Raw genomic sequence first — 18949 nt, forward strand, 5'->3', positions numbered from 1 at the left:
TAAATAAGGTTGGCAGGCAGTAAGCATTATCACGAGGGGAATGACACCGATATGGATTTCAAAAAAACGCATATCATGCATATTATTTATCGGTTTGATACCGGTGGATTAGAAAATGGCGTGGTCAATCTGATAAACCGTTTAGATTCACAACAGTATCAACATACTATTGTTACTCTGAAAGGGTACTCAGAGGTTTTTTGTCAGCGTATTGAAACTCAAAATGTACAGTTTTTTGATTTAGCCAAAAAAGATGGTAATGACATCAGTATCTTTTTTAAGCTACGCAAATTATTAAAACAGCTCAAACCCGATATTCTGCATACACGCAATACCGCGACGCTAGAAAACCAACTAGTAGGGTGGTGGTGTCGTGTGCCTTACCGTATTCATGGTGAACATGGTTGGGATGTCAACGATATGCATGGCCAAAACAAAAAATATCAGATGCTAAGACGCTTTATGAAAACCTATATTCATAAGTATGTAGCCCTATCAACCGAAGCGTTTGATTACCTAAGAGATACCATAGGGGTTTGCGTTGATGATATCAATCATATATGTAATGGCGTAGACGTGGACAAGTTTACGCCTAAGCAATCTGATTCTAGTATTCTTCCTTCCACTTTCGTAACCGACAATATGCTGATTTTCGGCACTGTTGGTCGTTTAGCCGAAGTTAAAAATCAGACTTTCTTACTCGAAGCATTCATTGCCCTTACTATTCAGTTTCCGGAACATAAAGAGCGTCTTCGTTTGATTATCGTAGGTGCTGGTGTCTTGCTGGAAAAGATGCAAGCTAGAGTCATTGAAGCTGATTTGATATCCCAAGTTTGGTTTGCTGGAAACCGCTCAGATGTAGCGGAATTAATGAACTGCATGGATATTTTTGTGTTGCCTTCTTTAGCCGAAGGCATTTCTAACACCATACTTGAAGCTTCGGCAAGTGGCTTACCTGTCATCGCCACCGATGTTGGCGGTAACCCTGAGTTGATTGCAAACGCGTTGCAAAAATCCCATTTAGTTGAAGTAAACAATGTCACTGAACTGACTGATGCAATGAGCCAGTATGTTGTGTCGCCTGAGCTTATACAAAAAAATAGTCAGTTAGTAAGAAAGCACTGCGTGGAAAATTTTAGTATAAATACAATGGTAGAGAAATATAATGAGCTTTATCAAACCTTTAGCAATTAAGGATTAACAAATGTGCGGAATAGCCGGTATTTTTCACCTATCAGATCAATCCCGAATTGATGCGGATTTGCTTGCAAAGATGAATGATCGACAAATTCATCGAGGCCCAGACGCAGGAGATTACTTTTTTGATCCCGGTGTGGCCTTAGCGCACAGACGATTGTCGATAATTGATCTAGAAGGTAGCCCGCAACCCATGTTAAGCGCTGATAAGCGTGCATGTGTTGTCTTCAATGGTGAGATATATAACTTCAAAGAGTTACACAAAGAACTCTCAGCTAAAGGTTATACATTCAACACCCACGGTGATACTGAAACCATCCTCAATGCTTGGTTGGAGTGGGGTGAAGATTGTGTACATAAGTTAAGGGGAATGTTTGCTTTTGCTATTTGGGATAGGCAAAAAGAGTGTTTATTTATTGCCCGTGACCGTTTAGGGATCAAACCTTTTTTCTATAGTTTATTGCCCAGTGGCGAATTTATCTTTGGCTCTGAATTAAAAGTCATCACAGCTCATCCGGCATTTAATCGTGATCTTAGGAATACCACAATCGAAGATTATTTCAGCTTAGGTTATGTACCTGAGCCGAACACCATCTATCAAAACGCATTTAAGTTATCCCCTGGTCATACTTTAATGTTACATAAAGGTGATAAAGGGATAGCCGAACCGAAAGAGTATTGGGATGTGCCACTCAACTATGAGCAGCCTATTGATCCAAAAGAAATCGATGAACAACTTATCGAACGTCTTAAGGAAGCTGTAGATATTCGCATGGTGGCTGATGTGCCTCTAGGTTCATTTTTATCCGGTGGTGTAGATTCAAGTGCGGTTGTCGCCATGATGTCACAGTTACAATCCGATCCCGTGAATACCTGCGCCATAGGATTTGATGTCAAAGAGTTCAATGAAACCGAATATGCTCAATCAGTGGCAGATCGCTATAAAACTAATCATCGAGTTGAAGTCGTTGGGCAGGATGATTTTGACCTGGTGGATCAGTTGGCACATTTATACGATGAGCCTTACGCGGATAGTTCGGCAATCCCCACTTTTAGGGTGTGCGAATTAGCCAGGAAGCATGTGACCGTTGCCTTATCTGGTGATGGTGGTGATGAGCTATTTGCTGGTTATAGTCGCTACAGAATGCACCAGGGGGAAGAAAAAATTCGTAATTTATTGCCGCTGGGAATACGCAAACCTATCTTTGGTCCACTGGGCAAGTTATATCCTAAAGCCGATTGGGCACCGAAGTTTCTGCGTGCAAAAACAACCTTTCAATCTATGGCTATGGATACCGTCGAAGGGTATCACAATACCATGAGTATTCTGCGCACAGGTGATCGAGCTAAATTATTTTCTGAAGACTATAAACAAAGCCTTAATGGCTATACGTCACTAGAGATTTTTAGAAAATACGGTGACAAAGTTAAGCATTTGGATGAAACCAAAATTGCACAATATATCGATATGAAGACCTATTTAGTTGGCGATATTTTAACTAAAGTGGATAGGGCATCTATGGCCCATTCATTGGAAGTCCGAGTGCCTATTATCGATCACAAATTTGTAGAGTGGGCGTTTAATGTTCCCACAAGTAAAAACCTTGCAAATGGCGTGGGTAAGCTCTCATTTAAAAAGGCGTTAGAACCACATCTTCCCCACGATGTTCTTTATCGCAAAAAAATGGGTTTTGCGGTGCCGTTAGCAAATTGGTTTAGAGGGCCCTTGAAAGAGCGTCTCTACGAAGGCGTGCTGTCGAAGAAAATGACAGAATCAGGTTATTTTAACAAATCTCAGTTACAACGATTGATTAATGATCATGTCTCGGGGCGACGAGATAATAGTGCGTCATTATGGACATTAATGATGTTTGAGTCGTTTTTACGTCAACAGAAGGCCCAGTAAGTTGTGAAAATAATGCATATTTTGGATCATTCTATTCCTTTGCATAGCGGTTATACGTTTCGTACCCGCTCTATCCTGAATCAGCAGCGTGCAAGGGGCTGGGAAACCTGTCATGTTACTAGTGCTAAACAAGGAATATGTGAGGCCAACATTGAAGAGGTTGATGGCCTAAAATTTTATCGCACTACGCCGCCCGATGGCATTGCCAGTAAATTACCGGTTTTGAATCAATTGTCTTTAGTTAATCCGTTAAGAGACAGGATTTTAGAAGCCATTGAAATTGAAAAACCTGATATTTTACATGCCCACTCTCCAGCACTAAACGGCTTAGCTGCTATCAAAGCGGCAAAAAAAACAGGATTGCCCCTAGTCTATGAGATCCGCGCGTTTTGGGAAGATGCGGCGGTTGACCACGGTACTTGTAAAGAAGGGGATTTACGCTATCGTTTGACCCAAAAAATGGAAACTCATGTGGTCAACAAGGCGAATGCAGTGACCACCATATGTGAAGGACTGCGACAAGATTTACTTTCAAGGGGGATTGCAGACAATAAAATCACGGTCATATCCAATGCCGTCAATATTGAACAATTTAATATTATCACTGAGCGCAATGAGTCGTTAGAAAATCAATACCAATTAAAAGACAAGGTGGTATTAGGTTTTCTGGGATCTTTCTATGGTTATGAAGGTTTAGACTTGATCGTTGCTGCTATGCCCAAAATACTTCAATCTATTCCTAATGCTGTCTTTTTATTAGTCGGTGGTGGGCCTCAAGAACAAAATTTGAAAAATAAGATTAACCAACTTGGCTTGCAAAAACATGTGATTATGCCTGGTCGTGTTCCTCATTCTGAAGTTGACAAGTATTATAGTTTGGTCGATTTACTGGTTTATCCTCGAAAGCCAATGCGCTTAACCGAATTAGTGACGCCACTTAAACCGCTAGAAGCGATGGCGCAAGGTAAATTGGTTCTGGCATCCGATGTGGGAGGGCATAAAGAGCTCATTGAAGATGGTAAAACAGGGTGGTTATTCGACAGTGGCAATATTGACCAACTTGCGAGTACCGCGGTAAACGTTTTATCGAACCGTGATTCTTGGCCAGACATGATTGAAAATGGCCGCAACTTTGTGATGCAAATTAGAAACTGGAAAAACTCAGTGGCTAATTATCAGTCTATTTACGAAAATTTACTGAGAAAATGAGCATGAAACGCCTTCGAATTGTTGTATTGAGTTCCTTGTTTCCAAACTCAGTGCGAAAGCAATCAGGCTTGTTCGTGCGTGAAAGGATGTTTCGGGTCGCAGAATTCGCAGACATTGAGGTCATCAGTCCCGTCCCTTGGTTTCCTGGGCAAGGTTTGATCCGATTATTCAAACCAAACTATCGTCCAATGCCAGCAAAAAAGGAAGTTCAGCAAGGGATCACTGTGCATTTCCCGCGTTTTTTATCTATCCCCAAATTTTTTCGAAAACTAGACGGCACAATGATGGCTAGAGCGGCTTACAAAGTTGCTAAACAATTAGAACTGCAACAAACAATTGATATTATCGATAGTCACTTTACCTATCCTGATGGATTAGCCGCAACCAAAGTTGCCCAGCGACTCAATAAGAAGGTTACTATTACACTTCGCGGTACTGAATTGACACATAGTCAAGATCCTGAAAAGTTAAAGTTAATGTTACAGGCTTGGCAAGATGCCGATCACATGTTCTGTGTGGCAAACTCATTGAAGCAGCTTGCTGTCTCACTGGGAGCTCAAGAAGACAAATTTACTGTTGTAGGTAACGGAGTCGATACCCATAAGTTTTCTGCTTTGGAGCCGAAAAACGCGCGAAGACAAATGGGCATTGATGAAGATGCTAAAGTGCTGATTACGGTTGGTGGTTTAGTTAGACGAAAAGGTTTCCATCGAGTTATCGACTGCCTTCCTGAGTTACTGTTGAGCTATCCTAATCTGGTGTATTTAATTGTGGGGGGGGCAAGTGCAGAGGGCAATATTGAAGCTGAATTGCGTGCCCAAGTTAACAGCTTGGATTTAGACAAGCATGTTAAGTTTTTAGGTTCTTTACCACCGAATAAACTCAGTGCACCATTGTCATCTGCTGATCTTTTTGTGCTCTCAACAGCCAATGAGGGGTGGGCAAATGTTATTCTTGAAAGTATGGCCTGCGGCACGCCGGTTATTGCAAGTGACGTGGGCGGTAATAGCGAAGTGATAAACAGTGACGATGTTGGCGAGATTGTGCCATTTGATGACCATCCGGCATTGTTTACCTCGATTAAGCAAGGCCTCAATAAAGAGTGGGATAGGCAGGCAATCGTTAACTACGCCCAACAAAATCATTGGGATACAAGGATGGCCAAGATTATGGAAATTTACAACAATTTAGTCAGCTTAAGGGAGCATTAGTGGATGACTGGTCTATATACTCAATTTGTATCTAACGTATTATTTCCATTACATGAAAAGCTAAAAAAGCACGATACGGTCAAAATTCGTAAATCTTTAGAAAAGTCTCAATGGCTTGATCAAGAGACCTTAAAACAACAACAATCCCTGCGTTTGCAGGGGTTTATGCAAACAGTCTACAAACATGTACCTTACTACCGAGAATTGTTTGATTCATTGAATATCACTCCTGATGAGATTCAGTCTGCAGAAGATTTGGTTAAGCTGCCATTTTTAGATAAAAGCAAAATTTCCGCGAATTTTGATGCTCTAAAATCGGATATAGCCGGTCCACTGGCGCGATTCAATACTGGAGGATCCAGTGGCCAGCCCTTGATATTTCTTTTGGGCAATGAACGTGTGTCCTTTGATGTCGCTGAAAAATGGCGCGCCACTCGTTGGTGGGATGTAGATATAGGCGACAAAGAGATTGTTGCTTGGGGCTCTCCCATAGAACTTGGCGCGCAAGATAAAGTGCGTTTGATAAGAGATGGATTATTTCGTTCAGAATTAATTCCCGCATTTGATATGACAGAACAAAAGTTAATGTCATTTTTGAACACCATCCAAAAAACCAAGCCTAAAATGCTATTTGGTTATCCATCAGTATTTGATTTGTTGGCTAAAACCGCTAAACAACATGGTATGCAGATGGATAATTTAGGTATCAAGGTTGCGTTCGTAACCTCAGAAAGACTTTATCCATATCAACGGGAAAATATTGAAGCTGTTTTCGGTTGCCCGGTGGCCAATGGTTATGGCGGCAGAGATGCTGGGTTTATTGCCCATCAATGCCCAGAAGGGGGCATGCACTTGTCTTACGAAGACATAGTGGTGGAGATAATTGATCCTCAAGGCAATCCTCTGCCACCAGGTCAGTCTGGGGAAATTGTTGTAACCCACATGGGAACATCTGAATTTCCTTTTATCCGATATCGCACAGGTGATATTGCGATTATGTCCGATAAAAAATGTGCCTGTGGTCGCGGATTACCTATGCTTGAGTCAATTGAGGGGCGTAGTACTGATTTCGTGGTGGCTGCAGATGGCACGATTTTACATGGGCTTTCTTTGATTTATATCTTGCGGGATATTAAAAGTATTGAAGCCTTCAAGATAGTTCAAGAAACGAAACAGCATACTCACGTTCAAGTTGTATCAAAAACGGGCGAAGTGGATGAGCAGATACAAAATATTATTGTGACCGGGATTCAAGCGAGACTTGGAGATAATGTATCTGTTACTGTAGAATCTTTAAACGAAATTGCTCCGGAAAAGTCGGGCAAATATCGCTATGTAATAAGTAAAGTGAGCATAACATGATAGATAGTTTGTATCTTATGGCTGATATTGCAGCAATTTGTTATATGTTTTGGTGGTCAAGTTTGCAGGATGATGATTAATGCGCGACCTGCTACTCGTTGGCTTCCTATTTGTTGCCATTTATTACAGTTTTAAACGTCCGTATATCGGCACTGCTGCGTGGGTATGGATAGCACTAACTGCACCTGCGAAATGGGCTTTTGGTTTTTCCAGTCATTTTCGTTTGAATTTAACCATAGTGGTGATAACAGCTCTGTCATACATCATTGTCCAAAAATATAAACAGTGGAAGTTTAATGGACTAACATTTTGGATGTTAATTTTTGCAATATGGACATTGATCTCTACAGCAACCAATCAAACCTCTTACTCCGCTTATGTGTGGGATTATTGGAATCAGTTTATAAAAGTCATTCTATTGTTTTTATTTATTACTTTGACTATTTATAAAAAACTACACCTCAATACGATGATTTGGGCCATAGTTTTGGCTATTTCCTCTTTTGCAGCAATGGAAGCTGTGAAATTCATGTTATCTGGAGGAAGCCACCGCATAGTGGGTAAGGCCGGTATTATACGGGATAGAAATGACCTGGCGGTTGCTATCAATATGTGTATTCCATTAGTTATTTATTTAATATCGGTAACTGAAAACTTCGTAATTAAACGTGGTTTAAAAATAATACTAGTTCTGAACATATTGGCAATTATCGGTACCTATTCTCGAGGTGGATTTATAGGTTTGGTTATTTTGGGAGCCGCATTTTGGTGGACCTCGAAACGAAAGGTGTTGTACGGAGTTGTTGCCGCAATCATCATTCCTTTGTTTTTTGCTTTTGCCCCAGGAGAGTGGAAAGAAAGGCAAAACACGGTTTCTACAGCGGCGAGCAAAGATGGCTCATTTATCGGGCGACTGTGGGCGTGGAAAATATCTACTCTAATTGCCCTTGATTACCCGTTGACTGGTGGCGGCTTCCATGCGGTTAAAAACCAACCGCTTTGGCGCTATTACGCGCCTATGACTCCTAATTTTGGTCCCATTGAAACGCCACCTATTCCGCCGACTCTAGGTGCAAAAGCCGCACACAATATTTATATGCAAGTGTTGGGTGATCATGGCTTTGGCGGCTTATTTATTTTTATGATGATATTGTTGGGCACCTTAAGAATGAATTTTAAAAATAAAAAGTGGGCAGAGAAGAATAACCAAGTTTGGCTAGTCAATTTAAGTAAAGCCTTAACGCTTACCCTGGTTGGTTACTGTATTACTGGTGGAAACGTGAGTTTGGCTTATTTTGATTTATTTTATACCATAGTGGGTATAGTTTGTGCGATTTCTATTCATATTGTGAATCCAAAGAAAGTAATAGAAAATAATGCTTTTGGAAGACAACCTATTAAGCAGGTATAAGATGTTAACTATGGCTAAGATTAAAATAACGAAAACGGTATTGATACAGTCAGGTTTTCTCGCCTTATTGGTTTTGGGGCAAGTAGGCGAAGCTTTTGCTAAATCTAATTGTATGGAAATGAAATGGCGACGAGGGAAGCCATTTGATTATTATGCTGCTGAGACTAGGCAAAGTACCGGTACATACCGAGGCGGTTTACTGTATTTGGTAGAATCCGCACATTTTCCTAAAAAAGTTCGTCGTCTTACCGAGGGAAATACCGGTAAGCAGCCTGGAGATTTGTTGTTCGTGCTAGGGTCTATCCCCAATCATCCTGCTGCACTAGACGCTTATGCACGTTATGAATACCAGTGGGAGAATTCACGCTCATTTAAGGCCAATTTAAATACTGGTGCGCCTAAATATGACGCCGGTTGTTTTTTTGAACGTGCAGCTAAAATTTATCCTGGTCAGGCATCAACATATTTAACATGGGGAATTTATCACTATCGTCGTGGAGAACACCAAAGTGCGTTAGAGAAGTTTTTGGAAGCGGATAAGCTATCGCCTGGTTCAGCAGAGACAAAATACAATGTTGGGCTTGCATATGCGGAAGTGAATGATATTGCTAACGCGAAAAAATATGCCGAAGCGGCCTATAAATTAGGTTATCCTTTGCCAGGTTTAAAAATGAAAATTGCAGAGCTAGAAAAAGCTAAAAATAATTAGGAGTTTAGGGTGTCTAAAAAGCTGATGTTATCTGGCGGTTGCCTACGCCCGAATGGGTTTGAGTTGGGGGAAGGTAAGTATTACGGAAAAGCCAGTTTAGTGTTATTAGATTTAGAATCCGGAGAATTCTCTCAACTTCTAACTAAAACTGAAGGTGGTGAAAATTATCCTAAAGAACACCCAAATTTACAATTTACAGCAGGCTGTGTCGATGGGGATAAATTATGGTTACCCACCGATACAGAAGTGCATTGTTATAGTCTGCCAGGGTTAAAACCCTTGTCTGTTTTTTCTCATCCTTGTTTTCACAATATTCATTCTGTTCATGTTTTAAATGGCGATCTGGTAGTGACTTCCACAGGATTAGATAACGTTGTGGTAATGGATATTGAAAATGGCGAGATTAAGTCAATTTTAAATACCGAAGGTAAAGATCCTTGGCATAGATTTGATAAGCATGTGGATTATCGCTTAGTTCATTCCACCAGACCCCACGATAGTCATCCTAATTTTGTGTTTAAAATTGACGAAGACCTTTGGGCAACGCGCTGTACTCAAGAAGATGCGGTGAATTTGAGTAAACCTACAGAAATTATCGATATTAGCCTTGGCGGTGAAGTCAGTGTTCATGATGGTATCTGGTGGGAGAATAAGCTCGTATTTACACGAGTAGATGGTTACCTTGTGTTTAGTGATCCCAAATCTAAAAAGACACTCGATACTTTTGATCCTTTCAGTGGAGCATTAAATCGTCCTATGGGATGGTGCCGTGGATTGCATATTGATGGTGATATTTTTTACATTGGGTATTCGAAATTAAGAAAAACCAATTTGAAATCCAAAATCAAATTTTTAACCAAAGGAAACTTTAAATATTCTTCTGGTAACAACTCTTTGATTGTTGCTTTGAACATCAGAACTAAAAAAGTTGAGAGAATTTACACTACACCAGAAGGTTTAATAGACGCTATCTACGGTATTTTGCCTTTCAATTATGAGTAACGAAATAAAGACCAATACGCTTTTTAGTATTGTCTGGTCAATTCTTTCTAAGTGGGGCTCTAAGCTCATCGGAATGGTAAGTACTTTTGTACTTGCCAGGCTGCTTGCACCTGCTGATTTCGGAATAATTGCAATGGCGACAATCGTCGTTGCGTTGTTGGAATCATTAACTCAAGCTGGTTTAAACCTGTATATATTAAGATATAAAGAGCATGATAACCGTGTATTTAACGCAGCTTGGACAGTCGGCATAATTCAATCGTTTTTGATTGCAGTACCATTGGTGATAATCGCACCTTTTATCTCAGATTTTTACAGTCAACCAGTACTTACCGAGGTGATATATTGTTTAGCCGTTGTTCGCGTTATTCAGGGGCTTAACAATTTTGGAATAATCATTGCCCAGAAAGAGATGAACTTTAAAATCGATTTCGTGTTAACTATTTGGACGCGATTGAGTTATCTCACTGCAACAATTGGTTTTGCTTGGTATTTAGAAAGTTTTTGGGCATTGGTTATTGGTCAATTAGTATCGTCAATTATTGGCTGTATATTAAGTTATTTCTTACACCCGTTCCGTCCTAAATTATCTCTATATAATTGGCGAGATATGCTTAAATACTCGAAAGCCACTGTGCCTCTGAGTATCGCCAGGTATATCAATAATCAGGCTGATGTTGCCATTGTAGGTAGAGTCGCCTCAGCGCAGTTTCTTGGTATTTATCATATAGCGGTTAATTTAGCTGGTCTATTCACCAAAGAATTACTGATGCCAGTTATCCGAGGTCTAATACCTAATTTGGCTGTACTTAGGGAAAGTGCTAATTTTAAAGATATCTTACTAATTACCTTTGCCGCTGCTGTGTATGTGTTTCTGCCTGTTGGTATTGGTCTATCAATGGTAGCGCAAGAGTTTGTTCCTGTATTTTTGGGTGACAAGTGGCTCGCAGCCATCCCTATGCTGCAGTGGTTTAGCTTGTATGCCATGATTGGCGGGATAATGATGTTTTTTAGTGAGCAGTTTTTGGTCATGATGGAAAAAGAGGTTGTTTCTAATCGATTGATGTGGGCTCGCAATATCATTTTGATCAGTACCATAGTCCTAACGCTTTCATTTAAGCAGGTTTCCGACTTACCTAAAATGTTGTTTTTTAGTGCTTTACTTGCACTGCCTATGGTTTTGGTAAGTATCAGTCGTGAACTGGATATATCTTTGCAACGTATTTTTGGTAGCTGGTGGCCGGCATTGACCGGCGCTTTTGCTATGTTTGCCGTTTTAACCTTCTTTCCTGTTCTCCAATGGCCTCTATTTATCGTTCTATTGGCCAAAGTTGCTGTTGGTGGAATGAGTTATTTAGCTACCATAATGTTACTTTACGTTTTACGAGGAAAACCTGAAAACACACTTGAAAGCCTAGCTTTAAATAAGGCTTTTGGTTATAAATAAATTTGTTTCGTACTTATAAAGGATAAATCAGCGTGCAATTAGCCGATTGGTATCAAATAGCCGATGATAATGAGTTAGAGCTGTTCGTTCATCATCATAAACAAACGAGTTCTTATACTTCTGAGCAAAGAAGTCTAATCGTTCACGGTTATATTCTGCTTAATGGCGTTAAAGTCGAGCCAGAATTAGTGTTAGATGCGTATTCTTCAAGTGCTTCTTTAAGTGATTTTTATGAGCAACTTTCCGGGCAGTTTTGGTTAGTCATTAGTGAAAAAAATTCGCCAGTTATTGTGTTGACCGATCACCTTGCGACCAAACCTTGTTTTTATTATCAAAGGGGCAATCAGTTGTTTATTAGTGATTCGTTACGGGCCATAAAAGCCATTGATAATGTGTCACTAATGATCAGCAAACAAGCTTTATACAACTATATCTACTTTCACTGTATTCCTGCACCAAAAACCGTTTACGAAGATGTCTATAAAGTCGAGCCAGGTAAAGCAATATATTTTGGTTTAGATGGTGTGGTAAACAATGAATTATTATATTGCCCTGAATTTGCCACTCATATTAAGGATCCCAACGAGGCTTTAAAAACCTGTTTAAATACCATCGAAACAGCGGTTGAGTCCCATTCTACAGATAATGTAGGAGCTTTTTTAAGTGGAGGCTTAGATAGTTCAACCGTGGCGGGTATGCTGGCTAAAATTCAAGGTAGAAAAGATCAGCCTGAAAAAGCCAAAACGTTTTCCATTGGTTTTGAAGTGCCGGGATATGATGAAACGGAATATGCACTGATCACCGCTAAACATTTCGACACAAATCATGAAGTCTTATATTTAAAACCGGAAGAAGCAGCCAAGGAGTTTGTTAAGGTCGCACAGTATTTTGATGAGCCATTTGGTAACTCTTCGGCTATGGCTGCATATTTTTGTGCAACATTTGCGAAAAGCAAGGGCATTGAGGTCCTTTTGGCGGGTGATGGTGGAGATGAGTTTTTTGCTGGAAACGAGCGCTATGCTAAACAAAAAGTGTTTGAGCACTTCACTAAGTTACCAACATGGCTAGCCAATAGTTTGGACGTATTATTGAATAATGGATTTACACGAAAACTTCCGTTATTTAAAAAAGTCGCCAGTTATATTGCCCAAGCAAAAGTGGCTTTACCGGGGCGGCTACAAACCCATAATTTCGTAAATCAATTGGGTAACGACGCCATTTTCTCACAGGAAATACTTGATAATGTTGATGTGACAGAACCTGCTCAACAGCTCAAAAGTCGTTTCCATGATTGCAAAAGCGAGCACCCAGTTGATGGTATGTTATATCTAGATTGGAAGTTTACCCTTGCTGATAACGACTTGGTTAAGGTCAACAAAATGTGTGAACTTGCAGGAGTTGAAGTACGTTACCCATTGATAGATAAAAATATTGTAGATTTTAGTTGTACTATTCCTGCAGATGTTAAATTGCCTGGGAGTCAGTTACGAGATTTTTATAAAAAAACCTGCAAAGGGTTCTTACCCGATGAAACACTTAATAAAAGTAAACATGGCTTTGGGTTACCCTTTGGTGTGTGGATGAATGAAAATCAAACATTAAAAGATTTAACCATAACGGCATTGAATAGTTTTAAAAAACGCAACATTGTTAAGCAAAGTCTAGTTGAACAAGCACTTGAATCACATGGTAGTGTGCATGCTGGCTATTTTGGTGAGCTTATTTGGATAATGGTGGTATTAGAATTGTGGCTACAAAAAGAAGCTAAGGATTTTCGTGCATAGTATTCTAGGGGCGATAAATAGTCTATTTGGTGGCAATAAACTCAGTATTCTAATTTACCATCAGGTGTTAGAACAGTTTGATCCCATGCGCCCCTATGAAGTCACTGCGGATACTTTTGATTGGCATATGCAACTGATATCCAAACATTTTTCACCCATTAGCTTGTGTGAAGCAGCTAGACACATAGAAAACAATACTGTTCCTAAGCGCGCAATATGCGTTACTTTTGATGATGGATATTTAAATAACTTAACGGTTGCCCAACCTATCTTAGCCAAATATAAGGTTCCTGCTACTGTCTACGTTGCCACTGCTTTTAGCGAAGGGGCGGATATGTGGAATGATAGGGTGTTGGATTTATTTAAAGATCCTCGCTTGGATAATTTGATCATAGAAAATACACAGGTGGCTTTAGGGGATTGGAACAATCGCAATCGGTTAGCTGAAGAACAGTTGATGCGACTAAAATACCTTCCTATTGATGAGCGCCTTGCAGGTGTACAACAACTTTATGATGACAATAACCTAGCCGATCCTGAACCTAGGATGATGAATCCTCAGCAAATTAAACAGCTTTCCGAAACAGGCGTTGAAATTGGCGGACATACCGTTAACCATCCCATTCTTAAAGTGCTTTCTAAAGAGCAGCAATTTGAAGAAATTCATCAATGTAAAGTGCAATTGGAAAGTTGGACAGGGAAACCCGTGAAGCACTTTGCTTATCCAAATGGGTCTTATGGGAAAGATTTAACCGATAAAACCGTACAATTGGTGAAACAGGCTGGATATGAAACCGCTGTAGTGACAGATTGGGGAACGTCAGCTTATGGAGACGATTTGCATCGATTAAAACGGTTTACACCTTGGGATACCTCAGCTCTTAAGTTTCATGGGCGGCTAATCAAGTCCAGATTGAGATAACTAATATTTTGAAGAGAAATTATGGATAATTCCACTCAGTTGAAAAAAATCGAAATGGTCAATTTTCTTTTTGTCGTGATTGCGGTCATTGCATATGCAGCATTTGCAACAAATTTTACCTTCGATTTCTTCCAGCCACAATTTTTATGGAAAGCTTATAATTATTATACCCTTGCTATGCTAGATGGGCGATTGGACATACCCGCCTTTGCTATTGGGCAAGAAGGTAATTATATCGATTCAAAAGTCTATATGTATTATGGCATGCTTCCCACATTGCCTAGGTTTATCCTAAGTCCATTCGTAGATCTTGAAACAACACCACTTTCAACATTGGTGGTTTTTTTGTTTTCGACTTTTGGACAAGTCTTTCTGCATTTTAGTATTTGGAAGCGATACGTTGCGTTTAATCGTTTTTCTATAACAAGTTTACTTGCGATTTTTGGGTTACTAATTGTTCTTTGGTTTGGCTCGGGAACGTTTATTATACTTCAAAATTCGGTGATTTATCATGAGCCCTATGCCGCAGCATTGTGTTTGAGTAACATATTTCTTGGTTTATTAATCAAAGACAATTTTTTCCTAGATACACAGAAAAAGTATAATTTTGCTTTCTATGCACTCATCGCTGGCTTATGTGTTCATACTCGAATGCCTACTGCACTAGCACTTTACTGTGTAACTTGCTTCTTAATGTTAATTTGTATTTTAAGAACCATGCGTAGCCAAGGTATTACGCAAAAATATACAGTTAACTTCTTTAGTATCGTTTTTCGCAACTATACGACACCACTCTTGATTATGTTCGTTTTTGGTACGAGTGTTTTGATATTAAATTACTTGAAGTTTGGTGATGCCATAGAGTTTATGGGGCACAACTATGGCTATAATTTTCTGGAAGGTTTTACCGAGCGGCGTTGTCCAGTTTTACCTGTTGGGGAGTTTGCAAAAGTCCTTAGGATAATTCCAAATCTCTATATTTATTTTACCGCTGATATGGAAATTTATAAGTATTTAAGATTAAATTTAGAAACTGGCTTTGGAAGAATTGAAGATCCCGTCGTCCCAATTTATCAATTGTGGCCTCTATCATGTCTTTGTTTTTTGATGGTTCTAGCTCAGGGAATTGGCAAGAGGAGGGAAGGTAACCCATTGTTGTTAATTGGCATACTTGTCTTTAGCTCAATAGGTGCATTTTTTCAATTAACCTATCCAACAATTGCTCACCGCTATATAACAGAGTTTTGGCCTCCATTAGCTCTTGCGACAGTGTTGATTGTGTATATTAATGTTATTGAAGGCAAAGGTTACAATAAAGGCGTTCTCGTCTTAATGGCATTTTTAGGCGCTTTTGGTACGCTAAATATGTTAAATATAAGCCTGACTAGTCGTTATTATCTAGAAGATGGTCCTGTTTTCAATCACAATGATTATCATTACTCGGATTCAGATAATGAGTACTTATCTGAATTAACCGAGGATAAAATTGAAAAGTTCATGATTCAATATCGTAAGGATAGAGAAATAGCATGTGCAAAATATGTAATTGAAGGTATTCAATAAATGTTAGTTCATTCCTACGCATATTTAAGGGCGATCTTGTTATGACTCAATTTTTACCTAAAATCTCCATTGTTACCGCTGTTTTTAATGGCGAAAAATATGTTGAAAGCTGCATAAAAAGCATAGTTGAGCAAACATATACCAATATTGAATATGTTTTTATCGATGGTGGTTCTTCAGATAAAACCTTAAATATTGCCAATAAATATTCAGACAAAATAGATATTTTAATTTCCGAACCGGATAAAGGTATCTCTGATGCAATGAACAAAGGGATCAAAAACTGCAGTGGTGATTACATTATTGTTATTCACTCAGATGATTATCTATTTGAGCCGACTACAATTAGTCAATTAGTCAGTCAAATGAGTGAAAATGATGACGTTGTGCTATGCAATGTTAAATATGGTAGAAACGATTCTACTTTAATCGCTCGACCACTGAGTTGGAAAACTAATTTCAAAGGTGTTCATCATCAAGGAGCTGTTTGTAAGAGAACTTTGTTCCAAAAATATGGGCAATTTGATGAGTCTTTCAAAATTTGTATGGACTACGATTTTTTTCTCAGAATTTATAGAAAGGGAATAAGATCTAAAACAGTAGATCTCACTTTATCTTTTATGCGAGATACTGGTGTGAGCTCCAAACAGGATTGGCAATCTTTACAAGCTCGCTTCGATGAAGAGCGTAAAGTGCAAGCTACCAACCCATCGACTAAATTGAATACTTTTATCCATAAATTATATTGGCTTATTTATCTTCCCTATCGTCGACTCAAATATTTGATTAATTAACTTTTGAATATGAGTTACCGAGAAGTTCAGAGGGTTAGGGCAGTATTAAGTTTAAGCTGAAGTAATCTGGGAGTATTTTGACTTATATAGTTTTGCAATAGTTTCTAGACTAAATTTATTTTTTGCATTTAGTCTTAACTTTTCAGGGGTTTTGGGACTAGTTAAATCAAGTTTCGATTCGCCATCCCATATGAATCCGCCATCTGTCGCCAATATCAATTCTTCAGGTGCTCCCCCGGAAAGCGTGATAACCGGTGTACCGCATGCTAGTGATTCAACAATTGTCTTACCAAAACCTTCTTGAACAGAACACATCAAAAAGTAATCAGCGATGTTATAAAGTTTAGCTAAAGAAGGTTCGTCTTGAAAACCAACAAGTTTAATATTTTCAAGATTTAAACCCTTAGTTAGAATTTCAGCGTTTTGGCCAAAAATAATAAAGTAAAAGTCATTAGCATGTAATTTAATAAATTCACGCACAAAATCTGGACCCTTATAAATATCCATAACATCTTGTGCACCGGTAATGATTATTTTTTTGCTTGTTTCAATACCAAATATCTTCTTTATATTCTTAATCGTATTTTGGTCATTTATGATATTAAATTTGGAGACATCCACTGAATTATAAATAGTATCAATTGATGAGTTGTTTAAAATAGTGCTAGATAACGCTTCTGATTTTAGCCAATCAGAGATGGCAATGAAGTTAATATCTTTAAAAGCCCATTGTTTTTTTAGAAGAAGAGAATTAGATATGTCTGTTTCGGTATTTGAATTCAGTTTCGGACAATCTCCACACGCCTCTTTATATCCGATACAGTTCAAAGAGTAATGGCATCCTCCAGTGAAGGGCCACATATCTCTCAACGTCCAAACTACTTTAGTTTGAGATTTTAGATACTCAATGAACCGAATATTCAATGAGTAATTTACCCAATGCAAATTTACGATATCGTAATGGCTAAAGTCGATGTGTTTGAAACAATTAAACAGGTCATTACCGACACTGAATATTTCCTCACTTTTGTGTTTATAGTGTTTGAGGTCAAACGTATTTTTTTTACGATTTAAAGAGTATTTAATTTTATCAAAAAAACTCCATTCAATTAAGTTTTCTATTTTTTCTTGGGTGTTATTATAACCGCAGAGATGCGAATCAACGCCAATATCCAGCAAGCCTTTATGCAAGCGTAAAGCGCCTTTTGCAGCCCCTCCTGACAATTTGCCAGAGGTTAAATGGAGTACTTTCAACGGCAGTTGCCTTGTAAAACTTCTACAACCTCATTCCACATGCGTTTGTTAGTGTCTCTTTGTTTTTCAAAATTGACTTTAACAATATCTCGTTTAAGTTTATTTTCACTCTCATTTGTTAACACGTTAATGAGCGACGATAGCTCTTTTTTTCCATGTTGCTCTGAAATAAGAAACTCACTCAACCCAAAATCACTTAGCAGTTCAGCGTATTTATGAGACCAGCCTATAGAAATAACAGGGACATTGTTGGAGAGTGCTGCGACTAAACCATGAAACCTAGAGCCAACAACAAATTGCATAGTGCTTAACTTTGATTTCAGCTCCCAAGGATCATCTATTTGCAGAACTTGAATATCGTCAGTTCTTTCTAGCAACGCTTTTTGAGCTACTTTTATATCTTCACCTGCTTGATCATGAATAACAAAGATAGGATCTAAGTTATTGTCAATGCAGGTATCGATGGTCATATTGAGGTACGGGATGTAGTTCTCTTTCCAAAATTCGCTCCCTTGATCAAGCATGCGCATATTGGGAATTATTGCTACTTTATTGCTGACAATTTGGTTTTCATTACTGTTAGCTTTTACAAACAGTGTAATATCCGGGGCTCTTTTTAGAACATCAGTGTTATTCGATATTTCTGTAAGGTGCTTATATGATGAAGAATCTCTGGCATAAATAAGGTTTGTGTTATTAATAATTTTTTCTATGGCGTTGATTATTTTAGGTTGTGTAAATGTGCCAAATGCTTGAGGAAGCATAACAACTTTCTTACCTTTACGGTGATAATAGCTCGCGAGCTTAGCGAAATCCTCACTTGGTTTATAACCCCATTGATCGGTGTAAGCAAAACCTGCGACGTCAATTACCCCGTCGATTTTATTTAATGTATAAGCATTCTTAAATAAAAAAGGAAAAAGTGAGGCTAATACTGCCAAAACTCGTTGTATTAAGAATCCAAGACCAAACCGTTTAGAGCCCATCCACCCACGTTTAAATAAGAGCTTTTTAAGATTTAATGAGTCTAATTGCTGATCATTCCCGACACAGCCATCAACAACAAAAGTAACATTTGGGATCCGTTGCTCGAGTTGCTTGATACAAGTAACGAGCATTTTCATTGCGCCTTTGTTTTTAAACTGGCCACCGTGAATTTCGAAAATCATTTTTGACAT

15 protein-coding genes are annotated in these 18949 nt (G+C 38.8%); 13 read left to right on the top strand and 2 right to left on the bottom strand.

All coding sequences use genetic code 11. The annotated features are described in order from the left end of the window. The first annotated feature begins 51 nt into the window (after positions 1-51). The 13 genes from ACYVIL_RS10530 (at position 52) to ACYVIL_RS10590 (ending at position 16517) form a co-directional block, all read left to right on the top strand. Entirely contained in the window at positions 52-1194 is a 1143-nt protein-coding gene (locus ACYVIL_RS10530) for a TIGR03088 family PEP-CTERM/XrtA system glycosyltransferase (RefSeq protein WP_460312430.1), read from the top strand. A 10-nt stretch (positions 1195-1204) separates the two neighbouring features. Further along, the gene (locus ACYVIL_RS10535) at positions 1205-3103 is read left to right on the top strand and encodes an XrtA/PEP-CTERM system amidotransferase (RefSeq protein ID WP_460312431.1); all 1899 of its coding nucleotides are present in this window, start codon (positions 1205-1207) and stop codon (positions 3101-3103) included. Between the two features lie 12 nt (positions 3104-3115). Next, positions 3116-4312: a TIGR04063 family PEP-CTERM/XrtA system glycosyltransferase gene (locus tag ACYVIL_RS10540; RefSeq protein WP_460312540.1), complete on the top strand. Its 1197-nt coding sequence runs from the start codon at positions 3116-3118 to the stop codon at positions 4310-4312. A gap of 2 nt (positions 4313-4314) precedes the next feature. After that, positions 4315-5523 (top strand): glycosyltransferase, encoded by a 1209-nt coding sequence (locus ACYVIL_RS10545; protein ID WP_460312432.1) that lies wholly within the window; start codon positions 4315-4317, stop codon positions 5521-5523. Between the two features lie 3 nt (positions 5524-5526). Next, positions 5527-6885, top strand: a complete 1359-nt coding sequence (locus ACYVIL_RS10550) for a phenylacetate--CoA ligase family protein (protein ID WP_303470543.1) — start codon at positions 5527-5529, stop codon at positions 6883-6885. Positions 6886-6964: 79 nt separating this feature from the next. Next, the gene (locus ACYVIL_RS10555) at positions 6965-8296 is read left to right on the top strand and encodes a putative O-glycosylation ligase, exosortase A system-associated (protein WP_303470541.1); all 1332 of its coding nucleotides are present in this window, start codon (positions 6965-6967) and stop codon (positions 8294-8296) included. A gap of 10 nt (positions 8297-8306) precedes the next feature. Then, on the top strand, positions 8307-9005 hold the full coding sequence (locus tag ACYVIL_RS10560) for a tetratricopeptide repeat protein (protein WP_303470539.1): 699 nt from the start codon (positions 8307-8309) through the stop codon (positions 9003-9005). A 9-nt stretch (positions 9006-9014) separates the two neighbouring features. Further along, on the top strand, positions 9015-10007 hold the full coding sequence (locus ACYVIL_RS10565) for a hypothetical protein (RefSeq protein WP_460312433.1): 993 nt from the start codon (positions 9015-9017) through the stop codon (positions 10005-10007). After that, the gene (locus tag ACYVIL_RS10570; RefSeq protein ID WP_303470535.1) at positions 10000-11454 is read left to right on the top strand and encodes an oligosaccharide flippase family protein; all 1455 of its coding nucleotides are present in this window, start codon (positions 10000-10002) and stop codon (positions 11452-11454) included. The genes ACYVIL_RS10565 and ACYVIL_RS10570 overlap by 8 nt, the downstream gene beginning before the upstream one ends. Positions 11455-11486: 32 nt before the next feature. Next, positions 11487-13238, top strand: a complete 1752-nt coding sequence (locus ACYVIL_RS10575) for an asparagine synthetase B family protein (protein WP_460312434.1) — start codon at positions 11487-11489, stop codon at positions 13236-13238. Further along, entirely contained in the window at positions 13231-14160 is a 930-nt protein-coding gene (locus tag ACYVIL_RS10580; protein ID WP_460312435.1) for a polysaccharide deacetylase family protein, read from the top strand. Before ACYVIL_RS10575 ends, ACYVIL_RS10580 begins: the two co-directional genes overlap by 8 nt. Positions 14161-14181: 21 nt before the next feature. Further along, on the top strand, positions 14182-15723 hold the full coding sequence (locus tag ACYVIL_RS10585) for a hypothetical protein (RefSeq protein WP_460312436.1): 1542 nt from the start codon (positions 14182-14184) through the stop codon (positions 15721-15723). Positions 15724-15764: 41 nt separating this feature from the next. Continuing rightward, complete coding sequence (locus ACYVIL_RS10590) at positions 15765-16517, top strand: glycosyltransferase family 2 protein (protein WP_460312437.1); 753 nt, start codon at positions 15765-15767, stop codon at positions 16515-16517. A 51-nt stretch (positions 16518-16568) separates the two neighbouring features. On the opposite strand, the gene ACYVIL_RS10595 is transcribed toward ACYVIL_RS10590, so the two are convergent. Together ACYVIL_RS10595 and ACYVIL_RS10600 are read right to left on the bottom strand one after the other, a co-directional pair. Next, entirely contained in the window at positions 16569-17771 is a 1203-nt protein-coding gene (locus ACYVIL_RS10595) for a glycosyltransferase (RefSeq protein ID WP_460312438.1), read from the bottom strand. Continuing rightward, complete coding sequence (locus tag ACYVIL_RS10600) at positions 17768-18949, bottom strand: polysaccharide pyruvyl transferase family protein (protein ID WP_460312439.1); 1182 nt, start codon at positions 18947-18949, stop codon at positions 17768-17770. Before ACYVIL_RS10600 ends, ACYVIL_RS10595 begins: the two co-directional genes overlap by 4 nt.

The organism is Aliiglaciecola aliphaticivorans (assembly GCF_054782055.1).

Bases quoted from the DNA above. Each gene is read 5' to 3' on its own strand.
- ACYVIL_RS10530 (WP_460312430.1), top strand. From the start codon at position 52: ATGGATTTCAAAAAAACGCATATCATGCATATTATTTATCGGTTTGAT.
- ACYVIL_RS10535 (WP_460312431.1), top strand. From the start codon at position 1,205: ATGTGCGGAATAGCCGGTATTTTTCACCTATCAGATCAATCCCGAATT.
- ACYVIL_RS10540 (WP_460312540.1), top strand. From the start codon at position 3,116: ATGCATATTTTGGATCATTCTATTCCTTTGCATAGCGGTTATACGTTT.
- ACYVIL_RS10545 (WP_460312432.1), top strand. From the start codon at position 4,315: ATGAAACGCCTTCGAATTGTTGTATTGAGTTCCTTGTTTCCAAACTCA.
- ACYVIL_RS10550 (WP_303470543.1), top strand. From the start codon at position 5,527: ATGACTGGTCTATATACTCAATTTGTATCTAACGTATTATTTCCATTA.
- ACYVIL_RS10555 (WP_303470541.1), top strand. From the start codon at position 6,965: ATGCGCGACCTGCTACTCGTTGGCTTCCTATTTGTTGCCATTTATTAC.
- ACYVIL_RS10560 (WP_303470539.1), top strand. From the start codon at position 8,307: ATGGCTAAGATTAAAATAACGAAAACGGTATTGATACAGTCAGGTTTT.
- ACYVIL_RS10570 (WP_303470535.1), top strand. From the start codon at position 10,000: ATGAGTAACGAAATAAAGACCAATACGCTTTTTAGTATTGTCTGGTCA.
- ACYVIL_RS10585 (WP_460312436.1), top strand. From the start codon at position 14,182: ATGGATAATTCCACTCAGTTGAAAAAAATCGAAATGGTCAATTTTCTT.
- ACYVIL_RS10590 (WP_460312437.1), top strand. From the start codon at position 15,765: ATGACTCAATTTTTACCTAAAATCTCCATTGTTACCGCTGTTTTTAAT.
- ACYVIL_RS10600 (WP_460312439.1), bottom strand. From the start codon at position 18,949: ATGTCAAAAATGATTTTCGAAATTCACGGTGGCCAGTTTAAAAACAAA.